The organism is Salinisphaera sp. G21_0, from assembly GCF_017744115.1.
Taxonomy (GTDB): domain Bacteria; phylum Pseudomonadota; class Gammaproteobacteria; order Pseudomonadales; family Endozoicomonadaceae; genus Endozoicomonas.
The window spans coordinates 14,570-35,081 of record NZ_JAGHQW010000055.1; the positions used below are offsets into that span (position 1 = coordinate 14,570).

Sequence of the window (20,512 nt, forward strand, 5' to 3'; positions counted from 1 at the left end):
TAGCGCCGGTATGTTATTATGTCAATCCATTCCGAGGCAGAGCTGCATAGAAAATATGTGGCTTTTGCCAAGCTGTTAAATATTTACCTGAACCACTTCCCGAAACATGAGAAGTACGCGCTATCACAGCGCATCAGGGATACCGCCTACGAAGTTTACGATTTAATCACCGAGGCCCAGAAGCGGTATCATAAAAAGACCACGCTCACCAATCTGGATATACGTCACCAGCAGCTCAGAATGCAATTAAACCTTGCCAATGAGCTGGAGTATTATCAATTCAAAGACGGCAGGAGGTACCCCGATAATCCAGCCGAGGTAGCCGCCAAGCGCTATCTGGCTATCAGTCGTCACGTTGACGAGCTTGGCAGAATGATCGGTGGCTGGCTGCAAGCTGAAAAAGCCAAGCAGTCAACCACCAGTTAGCAGGAAAGGGCAGCGCCTCAAAATGCTTTGCCTTCTATCCGGTGGCAACTGGAACAATGGTTCGATTGCAGGTGTGTGGTGTGCGAATCTCAACAACTATCGCCACAACTCGAACAACAATGTTGGGTGCCGGGCCGACTGTGAAACACTTCCTCATATTCCTGACGGAAACAGTGGAGCACAGGGATGCGCTGTCCTGCGTTACGCGAACTCTGTTAAATAAAGCCCTTTTAGTAGCTTTATTATGATGTTGAACACCGGGCTTTATTATCTTGAAACGAATCGGTTATTTATTTGAACAGGCATTCAGCCGGGACAATTTGTACCAGGCTTATCTGGACGCCAGGAAGGGCAAGCGCAATAAACGGGCTTGCTTTCAATTTGAATTAGCCCTTGGGCTGAATCTCGAAAATATTTATCAGGAGTTATGGTCAGGTCGCTACCGGCCTAAGCCTTACTTTCAGTTTACGGTTTACGAGCCGAAAGAGCGCACCATTTACGCCCCAGCTTTTCGGGATGTGGTGGTGCAGCACGCTATCTATCGAATCATTTACCCGATCTTCGATAAAACCTTTATCAACACCAGCTTTGCCTGTCGCATAGGGTACGGAAGCCACAAGGCCAGCGAAGCGGCACAACAGATGTTGCGGCAATGCCAGCCAGACGACTACACGCTGAAGCTGGATTTAAGAAAGTTCTTTTATCGCATTGACCGGGCAATCCTTGAAAAACAGATCAGGCGCAAACTGAAAGACGAGCGACTGATTAGGATAATGATTCAATTCGCTGAATACCCGGAGCCAGTCGGTATTCCAATCGGCAATTTACTCAGTCAGATTTACGCATTGATCTATTTGAATCCGCTGGATCAATACATCAAACGGGAGCTGAAAATTAAGCGTTATCTCAGATACGTGGACGATTTTATTCTGATCGGCCTGAGTCGTGATCAATGCCTGGATTATCGTCAACGGATTATTCAATGGCTGGATGCCGAGCTGAACATGACGCTGTCAAAATCCAGTATTCAGAAAGTTAAAACCGGTTTGAATTTTGTCGGGTTCAGAACCTGGCAAAGCAAGAAGTTTATCCGCAAGCATTCGCTCTATAAATTCAAACAGTCAGTCAAGAAAGGCAAGCTGGAAAGCTGCATTTCCATCCTTGGCCATGCCAAACAAACCGCCTCGCTCAACCACTTACTCAACTACGCAAAAGAGACGCGCAATGACATCTATCGTTCGTTACCGCAAACATATCACCGCTTACACAATCATCGAATTACATCAGCCGGAATCCGAGAGCGGCGACAGGCTGACAACCGAGCTGGCCACGCTTAATGATGGCTTTACTTATATTGCTGTGCCTGATGGCGTAGTTCTGCCAGTGCAACCGGACGAGATCAGGCCTGAAGAGGTTGTTTTAACCTATGAGTTGCGAGAGCAAATCAAGTACGAAAGCCCCCATGTCAGACTGATTAATAAGCGTATTGTAGAGAAGATTCGCCAGCGTTACAGCGCAGACGATGAGCGCAAATACACGGCTGATACCATCAATAGCGAGATTTATGGTCAACAGTTGAGCCAATCACAGATAGTAAAGCGTGATGCTTATATACAGTATCGTAATGAGTGTGTCAGCTGGGGCAAAGAACAGAAAGAATTGCTGGGGTTAGCGTAATGCCCAAACTCCAAGTCAAAACATTTTCGGGAATGACCCCGAAACTGGACGACCACCTGTTGCCCGAAAACGCCGCAGCGTTAGCCGAGAACTGCAAACTGACCAACGGCACTCTCAGAGCCTACCGCCAGCCTGCATTAAGCCACACGCTACCCACCACCGCCGACAGCGTTCACCTTTACCGTGATGCCGATCAGGAATACTGGTTCAGCTTTAACGGCGATGTTGATGTAGTGAACTCCCCCATTGCCGACGATGCCAACAACCGCGTTTACATGACCGGCACCACCAAGGGCGCACGATACACCGATAACATTCTGGCACTCACTGGCGGCAGCGATTACCCGGTCAACTCCCGACAGCTTGGCATGCCGGAACCGGACAAAGCCCCCGTTGTCACGGTTGAAGGACTGCCGGAAGGCATCGACGCCCAGGGATTAGAGGCAAACCTCAAAGACCATGACGCAGAAGCGGAAGGCTTTACCTATTACGCCACCGACACCCGCCTTGTGTACGTGAAGAACTCCGACGATGCAGCCGATTGGAGCGAGGGCAAAGACTGGGAAAATGACTTCTTTGCCGAAACTCGATTCTATGTAACAACCTGGGTAACTGAGGATGGCGCAGAAGGTCCGCCTTCTTTACCCAGTGGCGAGGCTACATGGAAGAAAGGCCAGACAATCAAGCTGGAAGTAGACGACAGCCCAGGCAGTATTGACCTGAGCATTACTCACTTTCGAGTGTACGTCACAAGGGGCGATGGTTACTGGTGGTTGTGTGAAACGGTCAAGTACGGAACCGATACAGCAACAGATATACCCGTAGGCCAAACCACGGTATACGACGAAACCCCAACGGAAGACCGACGAAGCCAGCTTGTTACGACCAACTGGCAAGCACCGCCTACCGATCTGAAAGGCTTAACACTGCTACCCTATGGCACCGCCGCAGGATTCAAAGGCAAAGAGTTGTATTTCTCAGAGCCTTACCACCTCTACGCATGGCCGCCACAATATCGGCTGACCCTGGAATACGACATTGTTGCGATAGTCGCCGCAGGCAATAGCCTGATCGTCACTACCAAAGGCAACCCGTATATCTGTTTTGGCACCGAACCGGCAGCAATGACGCTGGAGCGCATCGACGCCAGCCAGGTATGCACCAGCAAGCGCTCGATGGTGGATATGGGCTATCAGGCCATGTATGCCAGCCCTGATGGCTTGTGTGCCATTGCCAGCGGCTCTCCGCAGCTGGTCACGCAAAACGTTATCAACCCGGAAGACTGGCGAGACAGCTATCACCCGGAGCAGATACGCGCCTATTTCCATGATGGGAAGTATTACGGATTCAACGACACTGGCGGCTTTATCTTCGACACCCAGACAGGCAGCCTGACCAATCTCAGCACCACCGCAGACAGCGGCTTTGCTGACCTTGAAACCGATTCGCTGTATATCCATACAGATGATAAAATCAGCAAGTGGGATGCAGGCACCGACAGACTCCGGTATCGCTGGAAAAGCCGAGAGCACCAAGGCACGCCGATCAAGCTGAACAGTGCCAGGATACAAGCGGCCAGTTATAACGATCTGCGATTCAAGCTCTATCGGGATGGCGTTGAGGTGATGGACATTGCCGTACTGAACGACAAAGGTTTTCGGCTTCCCATGGGCATTGGTTCAAGCTGGCAGTATGAACTCAGCGGTACGGACACCGTGTATTCCGTCACACTGGCATCAAGCATGAGTGAGTTATAAATGGGCTACCCCGCATTACCCGGCAGTGTTGACCGTTATGTACGCCAGATGCTTGATACCATGGCAGGGCGTACCGGCAGCGTAGGCGATCAGGTTGTCACCATCAAAGACCTTGCTCAAATCGGTCTGGTGAATGCCAACCCCAATATTCTGAACAGCCAGAACAGCGCCAACAAGCAGATTACCGATGCTGTCACCAGGCCGCCAACGAACGACGCTGGCAATGTGATCCTGCCGGAAACCGAACCGGCAGACCCACCCACCACACCGGAAGGCTTAAACACCACCGGCACATTCGGCGCAGTGATTCTTTCATGGACTGCACCGAACTACGCTGGTCACGCTTACACCGAAGTACACCGGGCGCAGATCGACGACCCGACACAATCACAACTTGTTCACCAGGAACCGACCAGCAGCTATGCAGACGTTACCGGCAACACCACCACACACTACTACTGGCTCAAACACATCAACAAAGACGGAGCCAAAAGCCAGTTCAATCAAGTGGCCGGAGTCGCAGGCGCAGGCACAGCCACCATCTCCGTTGATGATCTGGTACTTGAACACCCTGAAATACTTCAACAGCCCTTTACCGTCATCGACAACGGCTCAGGAGTCAACCCCCGATATGTAATGGCGCTCAATGGCGATATTGCCATTAATGGTGCGGTGAACATCAGTCAGCTGGTCAGCGGTGAGCTGGCTAACGGCACAGCCTTAACCGTAGGGCAGAACAGCATTGAGCTATCCACCGCCAGCGATGGTACCGGCCAACTGATCATTGCCGGGCAAGGCGGTATCCAGAACAACGACTACATGATTATGAACGCAGGCCGCATTCAGGCTTATGTGTTTGTACCAGGCGTTGGTCATGTGCCGTACAAAGAAGTAAAGCGGGTAGAGACCGGCACCGCCAACTCAGGGCAACAGGTAAAGATACCGGCTTACTTTCGCAGCCAGCCCACTATCCACCTCTACCCAAGGGATATGAGCGTATACAACGCCGACTACCCGAACCAGTCGCAAAAGATCGAGATGTACTACAGCGCTCCGCAGCCACACCCGACAGAAGATGGTGCATGGTTGTTTACCCCCTTTGCCAAGCTGGTATTGGCCGCGGGCAGTGAGACCGCATCCCCCGGCTGGACCTATGCAGGCAGCAGTAACAGCCAGACGTGGACCTCCACCAATATCAGCAACCTGAAAGGCGTCACCGTCTACTGTCGCGCAGCCAGCTTCCGGCGTACCAGCGGCACCACCTACAACAATCGAAAGGTAACGGTTTACCTGGATTACAAGCTCAGCAGCAGTTCATCGTGGAGCGTTGGCGGCAGCGAAGTGGTTAATATTGATAAATTTACCACTCACTCAATGAGCCTGGGCAAAGCCTTGTCGCAGAATAAATACGACATTCGTGTGCGTTTTGTGGCAGCGGATCGCAGCGGGACGTTCAGTGACGGTAATCCAACATACGACTACACCCAGGCGAACAAGACCGGCAGCTCATGGAGCAAGACCAATGAGCCAACGGGCAGTGCCAGAACACAGACTCAGTTTATTACCATCAATAACCACGCGCTGTCTGGCTGGGAGATCACCCGGATAGACTACAGGGCAACCGTGGATATCACGCTGAAGGTGCGAAACCTGTTCACCCGTAACAGCAGTTCAGGTTCTATGTTTCGAGGCAAGGCCAGAGTCAGAATACCCAATAGCAGTGGTGGTCATTCCACCTATGAAGCAACCACCAAGAGCAGTTATGTGGATTTTGGCAACCCTTGGGAGACCTACAGCCACAACAATAAATCCATCAGCTGGAGTGATACCAGCTATAAAGACGGCAAGATTTACCCGGCAGTGGAGCTGTATGGCAACAAGGCCGGTTACACGCAGAGCAGTAGCAGCGGGAGCTACATACCCTCTAGCCATGCTTATGTTTCAGTGAAATCGGTATCGGCCACCGTGTACTACCGCAAGCAGCAATCCAACCCTCAAACCTACAACAACTACTACATGGACTCAGCCAGGTATGACAAAAGCGCCACTGACATATCATTGGATAATGCCGTGGTAACGTGGATGGCCACCTCAGACAATTAACTCAGGAGATAACCGGCAATGGGCGTCAGAAAAACCCAGGGTATGACATACCATTCATACAATCCGTTCAACAGCAGCGGCTCCATACCGAACGCACTGAATTACACCCAGGGCTTATACGACGATATGGGCCTTGATTTTGATTACGGCTTTGACACCCCTTCAGAGTACACCCGGTTTGATCAGGACCAGATCCGGGAGAACCTGTATCTCGATCAGCGAGAAGGTTATGCGGAGGATATGTTTCAGCTGTTTGACCAATACAGGCCACAGCTGGAACACATCGCAGACAATGCCGGGGTATCCGGCGCAGAGCTAAGCAACGCACTGGCCGACAGTGGTGCGCGATACAATGCCAACTATGACGCCATGATGGCAGAATCAAACCGGGCATTGCAGCGCATGGGCGTCAACCCCAATTCAGGCCGTTATGCAGCGATGACCACAGGCAATGCATTAACCAAAACGGCAGGCTATAGCGCCAATCAGAACCAGGTGCAGCAGATGGCCAGACAGCAGGATATGAATGAACGAATGCAGGCGGCGCAGCTTGGTTTGGGCATTGGCTCCCAGGGCGCGAATATGTACAACCAGATGGGCGCTCAGATGCAGTCTGCCCAGCAGTTCTACGACCAGATGGGCGAGCAGGCAAGGCAGTTTAACGCCTCCGGCAAACTGCAAGCCAACAACCAGCAGCTCCAGATGCAGAACCAGATATTCAACCAGGCGCAGCAGCGATGGGATAACGGTCTGCACATGAGCTATCGCACCAACCCGTTAACCGGCGCTTCTGAACACGAAGAGTACAGCTACGGATTCTAACCCGGGAGGACAACTGAAATGGGCGCACGATACGACGATGTAGGAAAGCTGGCCAATGCCGCTTATGAACAGCGGGTACTGGCGGTTAATGGGCTGGGACCCACCCGGCAGGAGCTGATCAATCAACGGTTGGCAGGGCAGAGTTACGATCAGGGCAGGCTGAGAGAACAGGGCATCAAGAACGACGCCGCCGAATTTGCGCTGAACGAGGCGAAATACCCGCGCTATCAGCCAACGGCTTCTATGGTCTCAACCGGCGGCACTCGAACCAAAGCACCACAGCAGACAGTCACGATGCAGCAACCTCAGTCGGGCTATCAGTACAACATTGATTACCAGGCCGCGCAGGATGCAGGCAACTTTCTCAGAGCCCTGAAAGGGGAAACGGGGGACGCCACCAACCGCAAGCAGGGCCAGCCTGATCTGGATACCGCCTTAACCCTGCTGAACAAGACGCCCTATTCCAGTATCAACAATGCTACCGGGCTAAAGCTGGATACCGACGAACAGGGCAATCAGTTTCTTTCTATTCTGGGTGCAGAGCAGTCGGTACTTGGGCGCATGCCCATGACAGAGGTTGAACGTCAGCTGTCCAACCTGAACAGCTACGCCAGCCGTTACCGTGCGGAAAACACCCCGGCAAGGGAGGCCGTTCTTGGCAGCAAAGAGCTGGCTGAAGGCGCGGCAGCGGCCAGAGAAGCAGCTACCGACCCGGGTAATTTGGCCGGCATGGGCTATCAGTTGGACGAATCCGGACGCTATGCCCGACAGGGCAAGAACGGAGGCCTTGAATTTTACGACGCCAACCAGGCAGGCCAGCAGGCTTATGATGGCTTTATGAGCCAGTACGGACCACAGGCAGCCGAGCAGCGCATTGCTTACGACCCGAGGTTTATGGAAACCCAAAGCGCACCACAGTTTGGCGGCTATGGTCTGGGCTTTGATACCGCCAGCCGCATGAACCGCCAACCCGCTTCACCGCAGGACCAGCCCGACCCCGCTAAACTGGCGGCACTGCTGGCAGGCAGAAGCAACGGCAGCAGTGGTAATGATCATCTGCCTGCACCAAATGATATTGATCACCGGATACCCACCCGGGGTCAGGGTTATGCCGCTGCATCGGGCTATCAGCCAGGCAAGAGTTTTTACGGAGACTGATGGACAAATACACCGATCGCATGCTTAACCGGCTGTTACTGGAGGTATGGCCTACTCCCAAGCCGGTTTGCGGATTCTACAAAGGCGAGTTCTATAAAGACTTTAAGGATGAGTCCAGAAGCCGCAGAGGTGAAAAGTACAATCGCCTGATACGACTCAAGCGCCGACTCCGGAACATACCCACCTATCAAACCTTTCATAACTATTCATAACTAAGGCAGCCCTTGCCGCTTTTGGCTTTCAGTATTCTGTTCAGTACAATAACTGTATGGATAGCCAGCCTGTATAAAAAACCAGACTCCACCAGAATTCAGGAACCGCTCTAATGAATTGGGAAGAAATCACCCGCAGCCCTCAATACCAGCAAGCCGAAAACGACTACGAACGCGAGGTTATCCGTAACAACTTTATTCAGCAGACCGTGGATCAGTATGGCTGGAATGAACAGCAGGCGGCACAATTCCGCAGCGAGTTTGATAAGTACACCGCACCAAGGGGAGATGTCTATTCTGGCGAGCTGAATGATGCCTGGAACTCTATAAGGTCGGGTGCAGCATCGGCCACGGCGGATATGGCGCAGTTCTTTACTGGAGGCACACCGAACGCTGTCAGTAAAGGCATTCGTGGTTATGCGGACGACTGGGCAGAAGACAGAAGCCCTTCCACCATCCAGGCGGTGGAAAATTTCGGGTTTGGTGAAGGGCAGGAGCTTACCGGCAGAGGCTTTGCCTATGGTGCATTATCGGGCCTGGGCTCCATGGCTCCCATGATGGCAGGCGGTGGTTTGCTGGGCAAAGGTTTGCAGTACGGGGGTAAGGCGCTATCCGGTTACGGCAAGGCAAAAAAGGCACTGGAGGCCGCAGATAATGTTACGGACGCAACGGCAGCAGCAGGCAGACTGGCCAAGCTGGATAAAAATATTGATCGTGCCAGCAGTGTGCTTGGCCACGGTACTGTTGGCGGCGCTATGGTGGGTGGTGGCGCAGGCAACCAGACCTATCAGGAAGTCATGGCGCTGGACGACCAGACGCTTCTGAGCAGCAAAGAGTTCCAGAACTACTACCGCCAGACCTATCAGGAAACCCCGGACAACAAACGTCAGGCGTTCGATAAAGCCAAGGCGATGCTGGCTGAAGATCTGGCCGCAGGCGCTACCGCAAAAGCAGGCGGTATCGGTTTGGCATCCATGGCGGTTCTGGGTCCGCAGCTTCAGAAGATTGTCACCGGCAAAGGGCCCCAGGGAATCATTAAAGGTGGTGCGGCCGGTGCAGGCACCGAAGGTGTGCAGGAACTCTTTGAAGGCGGTGGACAACAGTGGGCAACTAATACAGAACTGGCCGGTATTGATGGCCGTTCACAATGGCAGGACGTTGCCAACGTAGCGGCAACCGGCGCGTTACTGGGTGCAGGTTCCGGTGGGGCGATGGGAGCCGGTGCTGGTGTATTCAGCCGGGGTAATCAGCAGCCGACGCAGGAGCAGCTGGCAGAAAACTTCACAGCCAATCAGCGAACCATGGCGGCAGCTGAGCAGGAAATCAGCCAGTTTAATACGGATATTGCCAACGCCAACCAGGTGCTGGCCAAAAGCAATGAAGATATTCGCTTCCTTGAAATGGAAATGCAGAAGGATGGCGCTGATACGGAGTTCCTGGCCGACCAGCTGAAAGAAGCCACTGCCGCACGGGATCAGGCCGCTGCCAACATCGAAGACCGGACCAGCCGAAGGATAGGCGCGTTTAACCAGATCCGGGATGTGGCTATGGCCAATGCCCGGATTCAGCAGCAGATCAAGCAGGCAACGAGCCAGCCACAAACACGACCCGGGCAGAATGAAGAAACTCAGCAAGCCGACTGGCAGCAGTGGGGCAGTGACGGGGTAGACTACAACCGTCCGGCAGGGCAACGGGAGGGCGCACAGGGCGATCAGTTCCGCGCACCCCGTACCAACCCATTTAATGATATGGGCGAGCAGCGCATAGGCCGTGATGACGGCAAGCCGTTCAAGTCTATGGTGGAGCTTCAGGACTACGCGGACCGGATGAAGCTGACCCGCTTTCCATTTATGGTCCAGAAGGTCAACGGCGGTTATGTTCTGGTAGGGATGCCTGATCAGGTGCAGCAGCAGGCAGAGCAGCAAGGCGCTATCACCCGTATCAACCCGCAGGAAGAACAGCAGAACAACAACTTTGAGCGTGTACTGGAAGGCCAATATATCCCGCTGTCTGACCTTATTCAGGCAAGGCAGGCGCAACAGGCCGCACAGCCCACGCTGACACAGCAACCACAACAGCAAACCGCACCAAAGGCAGAAGCAGAGCTATTCCCATACCGTGGCGCAGCACAGGAGTTTATGCAGCGTAATGGCATCCAGGGTAATCCGGTGCAGCTGGATAATGGCTTATGGACCATACGACCACAACAAGCCGCATTGACCGACGAAAGCCGCTTGTATGTTGACCGTGACGGACGAGCCAGCGACAACCGCCAGAACCTTGCAGAAGATCAAAGGGCAAGACAACATCCCGGGTATCCCCGCGAGTCGGCTATTCAGCCTGAACCGGCACCTCAGCCACAACAACCCGTCCAACCCATGGCACTGGAAGACCAGCGACGCACTTATGTAGATAGCCGGGGCAATACCGCTGACAACCTGCAAGCCATTAACCAGCAGGCCAGAATCGACCGGGAAAGCGCAGCCGCGCAGAACCACCCGGGCTATGCCTACACTGGCGATGATAGCGACTATCAGAAGTACTCTGAAAAAGCCTCACAGCTCAACAAATTGATGCGGAAGTTTCAGGGCGACCCCCGTGACAAGTCACATTTTTCTGAATTAAAGCAACTCATTCAGGAAACCAAACGCTTAGAAAAGTCGGCCATGGAGCAGGCCAAAGCGCGACGCAAGCCCATTGCTACCGTGAACCGTGTCAGCTTGCTGCAACAGGCCAGGGCTGCACTGGAAAGCCAGCGGATGAATGAATTCAATAACCTGATGGCGGATATTCGTCAGACCAATCTGGAAGAACAGCAGCGTCTGTCCGGGCAGGATTCAGCCAATAACACCGCCTACGACAGCCGGTTAAGCAATCAGCAATACCGGGAATACCTTGAAATGACCGCACAGGAGGTTGAGTCAGAAGCCGTTATAGCAAGAGCAAAAGCCAGAGAGGATAAAGGCAAAGCCGGAAAGGTAAGGGACGACGATACATTACTGACCGCTATTGGTCGTTTGGGTGGTCTGAGAACCGACACCGTAGAAGACTCTATAGCCGAAAGTATTCCGGTATGGGCAAAAGAAAACGGCAAAGGATTAGCTAGCCGCTTTGTCAAACAGCAAGGCGAAACCATGGACGATATGGGGCGCATACTGGCCGGTTACGGATACTTTGACAAGAACGGGCAGGAATACGGCGCTAACAGCTTGAGCGAGGCAATCTGGGAAGAAATCGCAGGACGCCCACGATTCTCTCAGGCCATGGGCGATTACAGTCAGGTAGCGCAGCAGCAAAGCCTGAGAGCAGCCAGTGGTGCCAGCAATGTCACCGCGCCGGCAGTCAGGGCAGCGCTGGCAGGAGAGCCACTGTCACCGGCTTACCGTCAGGAAGTGAGCCGGATTCTGGACGAGGCCGAATCAGACCCGTACTTTGATAAGCCGGAGTACCTGAACCAGCAGGCCGCTGATATTGATCAGTCAAGGCAGGATAACGCTGTCACTGATGACTGGTATGATCGGATGGAGCCAGTCGCTATAGGCTATGCTGATGCTAAGACAGACCTTGACGCCAGCACCTTTGATGGTGAAGACTGGGATTTAATCGAAACAGAAGCAAGAGAGCTGTCCACGCTGGCAGACGCACAGGCCAACGAACAATTTAACCAGGTAGAAGAAGATGGCGACACTGACCAGAGAACAAGCCCGACAGTACGCTATGGCGCTCAGGGAGTGGGAAGAGAAAACCGGCAAGAGTCGGTTCAGGGCCGACAATCAGAAGAAGCAGGCCCAGCAGAACAGCAACGTGGTACCAATCCGCAAGAAGTAGACGACTTCACTCTCACCGCCCAAACCGAGCAGGAGCTTCAGCAGCAGGCCGAGCAGCGGCAGGCCGCTGAAGCCGAAGCCCGCCAGCAAGAAGAACAAGCCCGACAGAAACGCGACGCCGACAAAGAGGCGAACGACTTTGTATTGTCTGGCTCTGACTCTGCCAGCGATCAGGCCGCAGCCAGGGGGCAGGCTGATTTGCTCGGAGCCAACTCCAAAGCATCGGAATCAGAGCCCAACCCTGAACCCACCGAAGCCCAGAAACAGGCAGGCAACTACAAGAAAGAACACATTAAGCTGCAAGGGCTCGATATCAGTCTGGAGAACAAACGAGGCTCTACCCGTTCCGGCACCGATCCTGATGGTAACGAGTGGTCTGTTACCATGGCTCACGACTACGGCTATATCAAACGGACTGAAGGTGCAGACGGGGACCATATTGATGTATTCGTTGGTGAGAACACTGACAGCGAGCAAGTCTTTATTGTTGACCAGGTAAACAAGGATGGTTCCTTTGATGAGCATAAAGTCATGCTTGGCTTTACTGATCGGGAGTCAGCGATCAATGGTTACAAGGCCAACTATCAGAATGGCTGGAAGGTAGGTGAAGTCACTCAGACCAGCATGGGTGATTTCAAGAACTGGCTGAAGAATGGCGACACGACCAAGCCTGCATCAAAGCAGCAGATTGAAGTAAAAGAGCTATCCAGCAAGGTAGACGACGACACCCTTAATAGCGAGTACCATTACAAAGCCGCACAAGACGCCTTTCAGCACAGCAGCCGCAACGCGCCGCAATCCTATCGGGAAGGGTTTATCAGAACGGTTAAGGAAGTCTATCAAGCAGGCTTGGAGAAAGCAGAAACAGACCAGCAGAAAGCCGCCCTTGATACCGCTATTCAGCAATTCAAAGCCGACTACCTGGAAGCCGAGAAAGCGTACTTTGCTGTCCGTTCAGGCGTAGCATCCTCACACATTGCAGGCCGGAACAACTTCAACAGCAGACAGGCCGAAAAGCGGGGTAACGCCGATGATCGGGCTCTTGAGAAACTGAACAACCGGATTAATGCGCTCAAGCCTGATGTGGCCCGCGCGGTATCGGATGCCAGGACACCGGAACAGAAGCAACGAGATACAGAAGCCACCGAGCAGAAGCGCAACCAGCAGACTGAGAACAAGCTGATTGAGGAACTGGCTAGCTACGCTGGACTGATTGCCGCACCGGGCATGGATAAAAACACCTTCCGGGGCAAGGCGCTGGAGTTTCTGAATAAGCTGCACAACCATTCACCGGAAGCCGCACAAAAGACGATGGCGACCATTGAGCAAACACTGGAAAAGGTGGGTGGTTATAAGAAGGTATTCGGAGGTCGTTCCAATCTCTATAAACGCTGGCAGGAGCTCAAAGGGGAGCCAGCTCAGCAGAGTGAAAGCAAGACCGGCAAGCCAGAGGCGAATAAAAAGCCCCGCAACCTGAAGACGGATAGCGCCAGTAAGGTATACAGCAATATCAATATGGGCGGTTACTCGATTCTGTCCGATGGTGCCAGAGTAACCATTACGGGGAGTAATGGTGAAGCCATTGCACAGATAGAAACCGAAGACGGGACTATCTACCAACAGCAGGGAGAAAGCATACAAGGCAGCAGTGTTAATAACGCCATTAAAAAGCTGTTATCCGATTACTTCAAAGGAAAGGCTAAGCCAGTAGAGGACAACACTGAACCCACTCCACCCAAAGGCAGCAAGCCGCAAACAGAGAGCCAGTCAGAACAGAAGTCTGAAGGCCAGCCCGCAAAACAGGAAGCAGGGCAAAGAACGCCGGACTGGAGCAAGGCCACCATCAACGAAGCCTTTGACGGTATCAGCTCCATGATGGACGGGGAAATGTCATTCCCTGAATACCAGGCACTTGCCCAAGGTATCACCGGCAATATTGACGGGCTACGCGCAGAGTTTGCCAGCATGACCAAGAACAAGATCTTTGGTCGCATGGGGCGCTACTTTGCTGCATTCCATCGGGATGATAAGAAAGGCGCACTGGTAGAGTCTGCCCTTGAAACCGTTCTTAACAGCTTGAAGGTTGGCAAACGAACCAGTGACGGCCCCATTTCTTTTGAGCAAGTGATTCGAGGCGAGGACCGGATTCAGAAGCGTATCGACGCGATTAACAAGGTAACTGAAGACGACTACAAAGCCTATCTAGAGGACCGGAAGAAGCAAGAAGCCGAAGCAAAGCAGAAGAACGAAGAGCGACAAAAGGCACTTGATAACCCTGAGACACTGGAAGAATACCAGTACTTTATCGAACGCAAAGGGGAGGACGCATTAAACCCTGACCAGATGGAGCAGCTTGACGCCCTGATTACCGAGAAGCGTCTGAACAAAGAGCAAGAAGCCGACGAGAAAAAAGCGGAAGTCTCCGGGGTATCAGGCGACACCGCTTACACCACCGCCGAGACTACTCACGCCAAGAAAGGGATACCCTTATTTGTGGCATCCCTGGACGGTCGGGTAGAGCGAGAACAGTTCAACGAGCTACGGAACAAAGCCAAGGCATTGGGCGGCTGGTATTCTGGCTTTAACAAAAACGGCGCTATCCCCGGATTCCAGTTTGAGAGCGACGATACCCGGCAGCAGTTTATCAATGTACTGGCCGGTGAAATGGAATCTTCAAACAAGCTTGAGCAGAAGAAACAGACCGCACAGGAAAAGCGGTTGGAGAAGCTGCGACAGATGGCCGGAGAGTTTGAACAGGGTGGTGAGCAGGCGCTTAACGCTGACCGGAAAACCAACACCGCGAAGCGCGCCAGAGAAGCCGCGTCAGCATGGAGAGCCGCCGAGAACTCTATCAAGCATGGTCGTTTACTGCGTCAGATTGCCGAGGCAACTGAAGCGGGAATGGTCAAGCTGCTGTCTCGCATTAATGCCAACACCCAGCTTGAAGAACTGTTAAGCATACGCAACCGATTAAAGTGGAATGCAGTATGGAAGAGCAGCGACCTGGTAGAGCGAGAGCCGGGCAGTGCAGACAACTACCAATGGAAAGAAGGCGTTACCGTTAATCAGATAGTCGCTGACGCCAATTTTGATCTGAGAGTCTGGACAAGCAAAGTAAAAGACCTGCTGGAAGCCATGAGCGAAACCAAAGGCTACAAGCAGGCAGCGAAAGGCATGCTCAAGGCAATAGAGAATTACCAGGAAGACTATATAGACCTGAACCACCCGGCATTGTGGCGGCACATTGATAAACTGAAAACTTTCGCCAGAGAAAATAGAGGGGCAAGCAGCCGGTTACAATGGGAAGCCGAAGCAGTCTATGAACCCTTTCTGAAACAACACCGTTTAGCGCAAATGGGTATTACCGATGGAGCATCTTTACGCTTTGCTCTTAGAGAACTCTACGAAGTTGAGAAGGGCGTAGAAGCGGTAAAACGGGACCGGCTGAAAGAGATGGAGTTGGATTTAGTCGGCAGGAAATACCCTGGATTCTTCCCAACCCCGGACGCCACTATCGACACCCTGTTAGATCATGCCGACATTCAGCCCGGTATGAGTATGCTGGAACCGTCTTCCGGTAAAGGTGATATTGCCCACCGGATGAGAGAGGCCAACCCTGACGGAGAAATTACGGTTATCGAAATCCAGAAGGGTTTACGGGATTTTCTGGAAGCGCGAGGATTCCAGCCGGAAGGCGTGGACTTTTTAGAGCACGAAGGCCAGTACGACCGCATTGTTATGAATCCCCCCTTTGAAGAAGGGCAGGATATGGTGCATGTTCAACACGCATACAGCCAGCTTAAGCCAGGAGGTCGTCTGGTTTCTGTGATGTCGGCCACCAGTGGCGACCGGCAACGCAAGCAGGACCAGGCGTTTAAGGAATGGGTAGAAGATAATGGCGGTGTATTTGAACCATTGCCAGAAGGCTCTTTTAAATCTTCATTCAGGCCTACAGGTGTAAACACCAAAGTTCTGATTATGGATAAGTCGGAGGGTGATAGCGCCACCAGTGACAACCGTTACAGACTGAACCGGGATAACGCCCGGGGCATCAACCAGACCACTGCCAACAAAGCAGCCGCCACCATAGGCGACCAGTTAGGCGTCACGGTGAATGTTGCCACGAACGAAAGCCAGCTACCGCAGCATATCCGCAACCAGATGGAGGCAGACGGGGTTAGCGGTGTTAAAGGTATCTTTGACAACCGTACCGGGCAGGCCTGGATAGTATCCAGCAACCTGAACGACGAAGCCGAGGCGATCCGTACCGTACTCCATGAAGTGGCAGGGCACCAGGCACTTACACAGATGCTTGGCTCTGACATGGACAGCATCATGGCGCGCATCCATAACGATATGCCCGCCGATGTTAAGGCCCGGATCGGGAAGGACTACGCCAGCCAGCTCAAGGGCATGGACGCGCAGACCCGTAAGGCAGTGGTTGCCGAGGAATACCTGGCACACCTTGCCGAAACCAACCCGACCAGCAGCACCTTTAAGCGGTTTGTTTCCAAGGTTCGCCGTGTACTGAGAAAGCTGTTCCCGAATATTCAGTGGACTCAGGACGATGTGGTTGAGCTACTGGAAGCAGCCCGGAAGAAATTAAAAGAAGGTGGTCCACAGGGACCGAAGGGAGGTGCGAAATCAGATAGCAGCAGCACCAACCGTTACAGCCTGGCCGCCAGCGCCACCCAGGCCAACCTGTCCGATGATGTGCAGGGCGTTATGGATAAAATTCACGGTGGCAGACAGCAGCAAGTCGGTATCGTTGACCGGGTTAAGCACTGGTTCAAGGATATGGAGCTAGCCAGCAAGGACGCATGGAAAGCCATCGGCGACAAATTCTACACCGGCATGATTGACCAGTTTGACCCCATCGCCAAAATGGAAAAGGCGGTTAATGCTGGCAAGCTGAAAGAGGCCAAGGATTCAGCCTACAAAGCCACATTGAGAACCAAAAACCTCGACGGGATTATGACCGCTGTACTGGGCAAAGGCACACCCCAACTGAAAGACGGAAGTGTAGTAGTCCGCAACGGCTCAAAAGGTTTACTGGAAATCTTCGAGCCACTGGCCAAGGCCGGACAACTGGAAGTCTGGGAAACATGGGCCGCAGCAAAACGGGCGCAACGGTTACTCAATGAAGGCCGGGAAAACCTGTTTACCCAGGCTGACATTGACACCATTAACCGACACGTCAACGCACGACCAGAACTGAAAAAACAGTTTGAAGAAGCGCACAAACAATACCAGGCATTCAATAAACAGATTCTCGACTTTGCCCAGGAATCCGGATTGATCGACCCTGAAAGCAGAAAGCTGTGGGAGACCGACGACTATTTACCATTCCACCGGGTAAACCGGCTGGATGACGGGAAACAAAGCAGCCTGCTACGCCGTAAAGGGTTAAGCAACCAGCAAAGCGGCATCAAACAGCTGGAAGGTGGTGTTGACCAGATCAGCCCCATGGAAGCGATCTATCGTAATACTGCCAGCCTGATAGATGCCAGCATGAAAAACATTGCCATGCAGCGCATCAGTGATGTGGGTGTAGCCGCCGGAGCCATGGAGAAAACCAACGGCGGTATTCGCCTGACCATGGACCAGGTGAAAGAGCGACTGGTCAGCAAAGGCATACTTGATGAGAAAGACACGCTGAACCAGGAACAGAAAAAGCGTTGGGAATCCTTGCTGATCAAATTTGAAGATATGGGCGAAGGCTCGGTCAAGGTCAGCCGTGACGGAAAGACCGAGGTTTACCACGTTAAAGAAGGCAATGAGGACTTGCTGGAAACCATGCAGGCCATGGGGCCGGATACCTTACACGGCATTCTGAAAGTGTTTGCCATGCCGAAACGGTTGCTCACATCCATGGTAACAGCAGACCCGGGCTTTATGGCGCGTAACTTTGTGCGGGATACCTTGTCTACCTGGATGACGGTTCATCCTGAAGTCGGCGGTAAGACGCTCCATGCGTCAATGACAGAAGCGATTGCCAATGTGAAGAAAGGTCTGGAGTCAGACGACCATTGGTCGCTGATGATGGCCGGAGGTGGCAGCGGTGGATTCTATGAAGTCACACCGGAGAACATCAGGGGCAAACTGACACCGGGGCAATACAAGGCGCACCATCGTAGAGTAATGGATAACCTGGAACAAGGCTGGCAAGGCTGGCAGAAATTCGGCAGCCGGTTTGAAAACGCCAACCGGTTAGCGGTATTCAGCGCCGCCATTGATAACGGTGCCAGCATTGCCGAAGCAGCACACCAGGCGCAGGACGTATTGAACTTCACCAAGCGCGGCAAGTGGCAGAGTATGCGAATACTCACCGAAATTATCCCGTTCCTCAATGCCCGTATTCAGGGCTTGGATCGACTGGTCAGAGGTGGTATCGAAAACCCCGCAGCCATGTTTACCCGAGGCCTGATCTATACCGCCGCCAGTGTTGCTTTGTGGTCCCTGTTTGCCGACGACGAGCGTTACAAGGAACTGCCCGACCATGAAAAGCTAACCTGGCACCACGTATGGCTACCCGATGGAAATCATATCCGAATCCCGAAACCGTTCGAGATGGGCGCGATTTTCGCCACCTTGCCAGAGGTATTCAACAACGTCGCCTTTAATGGGGAGGACGGGGAGTGGGCCGGGAAGATGATCGGCAAAATGTTCACCGATGTATTTGCTATGGGAATGCCTCAAATCATCGCGCCTGCACTGGATGTTGCCCGGAACAAGAACAGCTTTACCGATGCCCCGATCCTGTCCCTTGGCATGCAGTACCAGATGCCCGAGAGCCAGTACACCCCATGGACCAGCGAAACCACAAAGGCACTGGCTGAAGCCATGCCGGATGGCGCGCCTGAATGGATGCGTTCACCCAAACGGCTTGAATACCTGCTAAGAGGGTATTTCGGCACACTGGGCAGCTATGCCTTAATGAGTGCTGATGCACTGGCCAGAGAAGCCAGGGGTGCACCAGAGCGACCAGAGTGGAGCGTGAGACACTACCCGGTAATTGGTTCGTTCATTCGTGGCAACGACGAAGGCGCTACCCGCTACAGTACCGAAATGTACGACCTGCTACGGGAGTCAAACGCGCTGGCCAGCACCATCAAGAACTACACCGAGCAAGGCCGACTGGAAGAAGCTGCCGAGCTGGAAAGGGAAGGGAGCGAAGCGCTGGACAGTCGTAAGGAGTTGAACCGCTACAGCCGCCAGATCAGCAAGTTGAAGAAAGAAGTCAGGAAGATTCTGGACAGCCGGTTTATGACGGCACCACTGAAAAAGCAGCGCATTGATCGGCTGAACAGTCAGGTTAATGATTTGTATGAAGAAGCGATAAGGGAGGCTGGCTACTGAGGCAGTCACAAAAAAGCCCGGAGTGATCCGGGCCCTTCCCTTTACCGTTTTCTGTGACTTTAATTTTTTTCAGAAAGAGTATCACTCTCACACCGCACCTCTGCCCACTCAACAATCTTCTGCAACTCGCGGCGACGCAGCTTGCTCAATAGAAAGATTAAACGGCCTATCACATCGCTTCGGGTATCCACCCCCATCACCAGCCAGTCCAGTGAAAAGCCAAAGCGCTCAGTAATCTTTTTCAGGTCCTTCATCCCCGGATGACTCTTGTTATGCTCCCAACGGTTCCAGGTAGACGAATCCACACCAACCTTGCGAGCCATGTGTGATTGACTCGCTTTAATCTCTAGCCTCGCAAGGCGCAAGCGCCCGCCGAACGTTCTTCTCATTTTCTTATCCTTGTGTGCTGCCTGTTAGAGCGATTGTGCAACGGATGCACAGGAAAAGAGCTTTTATTGTGCGCGAGGAACAAGGTTAGATGAAAAATTGACCTGTATCAGAATCTTAATCACCGCACTCTCGCACCATAGGCGCAGGCAAACAACTGCGCAGAAGCATCTTTAAGATGCGGCCGTCGAAACTGAGGATAGTTATGCAAATAATAAAGCAACTGATAGAAGCCCGTTCGCTTTGCCGGAAGACACTGGCAACAGCACCGGTCACAAATCGAAGCCCGTTTGAAGAAACCGCAGTAAGGGCATTGAGAGTAATAGAAGAGGTTTTGTATCAGGCATCAAAGGATGTAACTCCTCAGATGCCCGATAGCAAGGAATAGAAACTGGAGTCGGGCGTTAACACTCAGCACGTGAGCCCGGCTGTTCCCCGAAGGTGTTGTATTCCCCGGACGCCCGACATAGTGCCGTTTGTCCTACAGGTGGTTAAGCCTGTCGTGCTCGCTGTTAGACGAAGGAACGAAGCAGTAAACTGCAACGTCCGGGGAACTATAGCAGATTATAGAGCAAGCCGTACAGCTATCTATAAGCGGGCGGAATTGACAGGCTGTTGTCGTATTCGATCATTCGGTGAACAGGGCAAGGGTAGGATTTTGTTGGAAGATTTGTTGGATGGGCGACAGAGTTATTTTTAAGGAAATGATTGTAAGTCGTTATATTTAAAGGGGTTTATCTGGTCGGAGCGAGAGGATTTGAACCTCCGACCCCCACAACCCCAT

General features: G+C 52.9%; 11 protein-coding genes. 10 read left to right on the top strand and 1 reads right to left on the bottom strand.

What is annotated here, in order from left to right; all coding sequences use genetic code 11:
• Positions 1 to 18: 18 nt before the first annotated feature.
• The 9 genes from J7439_RS20590 (at position 19) to J7439_RS20630 (ending at position 19,341) form a co-directional block, all read left to right on the top strand.
• Positions 19 to 426 carry a four helix bundle protein gene (locus tag J7439_RS20590; RefSeq protein WP_209203876.1) on the top strand — a complete coding sequence of 136 codons (408 nt, stop codon included), beginning with the start codon at positions 19 to 21 and terminating at the stop codon, positions 424 to 426.
• A 272-nt stretch (positions 427 to 698) separates the two neighbouring features.
• Complete coding sequence (locus J7439_RS20595) at positions 699 to 1,763, top strand: reverse transcriptase/maturase family protein (protein ID WP_209203877.1); 1,065 nt, start codon at positions 699 to 701, stop codon at positions 1,761 to 1,763.
• Between the two features lie 22 nt (positions 1,764 to 1,785).
• Entirely contained in the window at positions 1,786 to 2,103 is a 318-nt protein-coding gene (locus tag J7439_RS20600; protein ID WP_209203878.1) for a hypothetical protein, read from the top strand.
• Complete coding sequence (locus J7439_RS20605; RefSeq protein WP_209203879.1) at positions 2,103 to 3,860, top strand: hypothetical protein; 1,758 nt, start codon at positions 2,103 to 2,105, stop codon at positions 3,858 to 3,860. Before J7439_RS20600 ends, J7439_RS20605 begins: the two co-directional genes overlap by 1 nt.
• The gene (locus J7439_RS20610) at positions 3,861 to 5,963 is read left to right on the top strand and encodes a hypothetical protein (RefSeq protein WP_209203880.1); all 2,103 of its coding nucleotides are present in this window, start codon (positions 3,861 to 3,863) and stop codon (positions 5,961 to 5,963) included.
• A gap of 18 nt (positions 5,964 to 5,981) precedes the next feature.
• Positions 5,982 to 6,785, top strand: coding sequence for a hypothetical protein (locus J7439_RS20615; RefSeq protein WP_209203881.1), 804 nt, complete (start codon positions 5,982 to 5,984; stop codon positions 6,783 to 6,785).
• Between the two features lie 18 nt (positions 6,786 to 6,803).
• Positions 6,804 to 7,943, top strand: coding sequence for a hypothetical protein (locus tag J7439_RS20620; RefSeq protein WP_209203882.1), 1,140 nt, complete (start codon positions 6,804 to 6,806; stop codon positions 7,941 to 7,943).
• Positions 7,943 to 8,155, top strand: coding sequence for a hypothetical protein (locus tag J7439_RS20625; RefSeq protein ID WP_209203883.1), 213 nt, complete (start codon positions 7,943 to 7,945; stop codon positions 8,153 to 8,155). The genes J7439_RS20620 and J7439_RS20625 overlap by 1 nt, the downstream gene beginning before the upstream one ends.
• Positions 8,156 to 8,268: 113 nt before the next feature.
• A complete protein-coding gene (locus tag J7439_RS20630; protein WP_209203884.1) occupies positions 8,269 to 19,341 on the top strand; it encodes a pyrophosphatase-like OB fold-containing protein in 11,073 nt (3,690 codons plus the stop codon).
• A 59-nt stretch (positions 19,342 to 19,400) separates the two neighbouring features.
• Here the strand turns inward: J7439_RS20630 and J7439_RS20635 are convergent, their stop codons facing one another.
• Positions 19,401 to 19,730, bottom strand: a complete 330-nt coding sequence (locus J7439_RS20635) for a helix-turn-helix domain-containing protein (protein WP_209203885.1) — start codon at positions 19,728 to 19,730, stop codon at positions 19,401 to 19,403.
• A 203-nt stretch (positions 19,731 to 19,933) separates the two neighbouring features.
• Here J7439_RS20635 and J7439_RS20640 point away from each other — a divergent pair, with 203 nt between their 5' ends.
• Positions 19,934 to 20,116 carry a hypothetical protein gene (locus J7439_RS20640; protein ID WP_209203886.1) on the top strand — a complete coding sequence of 61 codons (183 nt, stop codon included), beginning with the start codon at positions 19,934 to 19,936 and terminating at the stop codon, positions 20,114 to 20,116.
• The last annotated feature ends 396 nt before the right edge of the window (positions 20,117 to 20,512 follow it).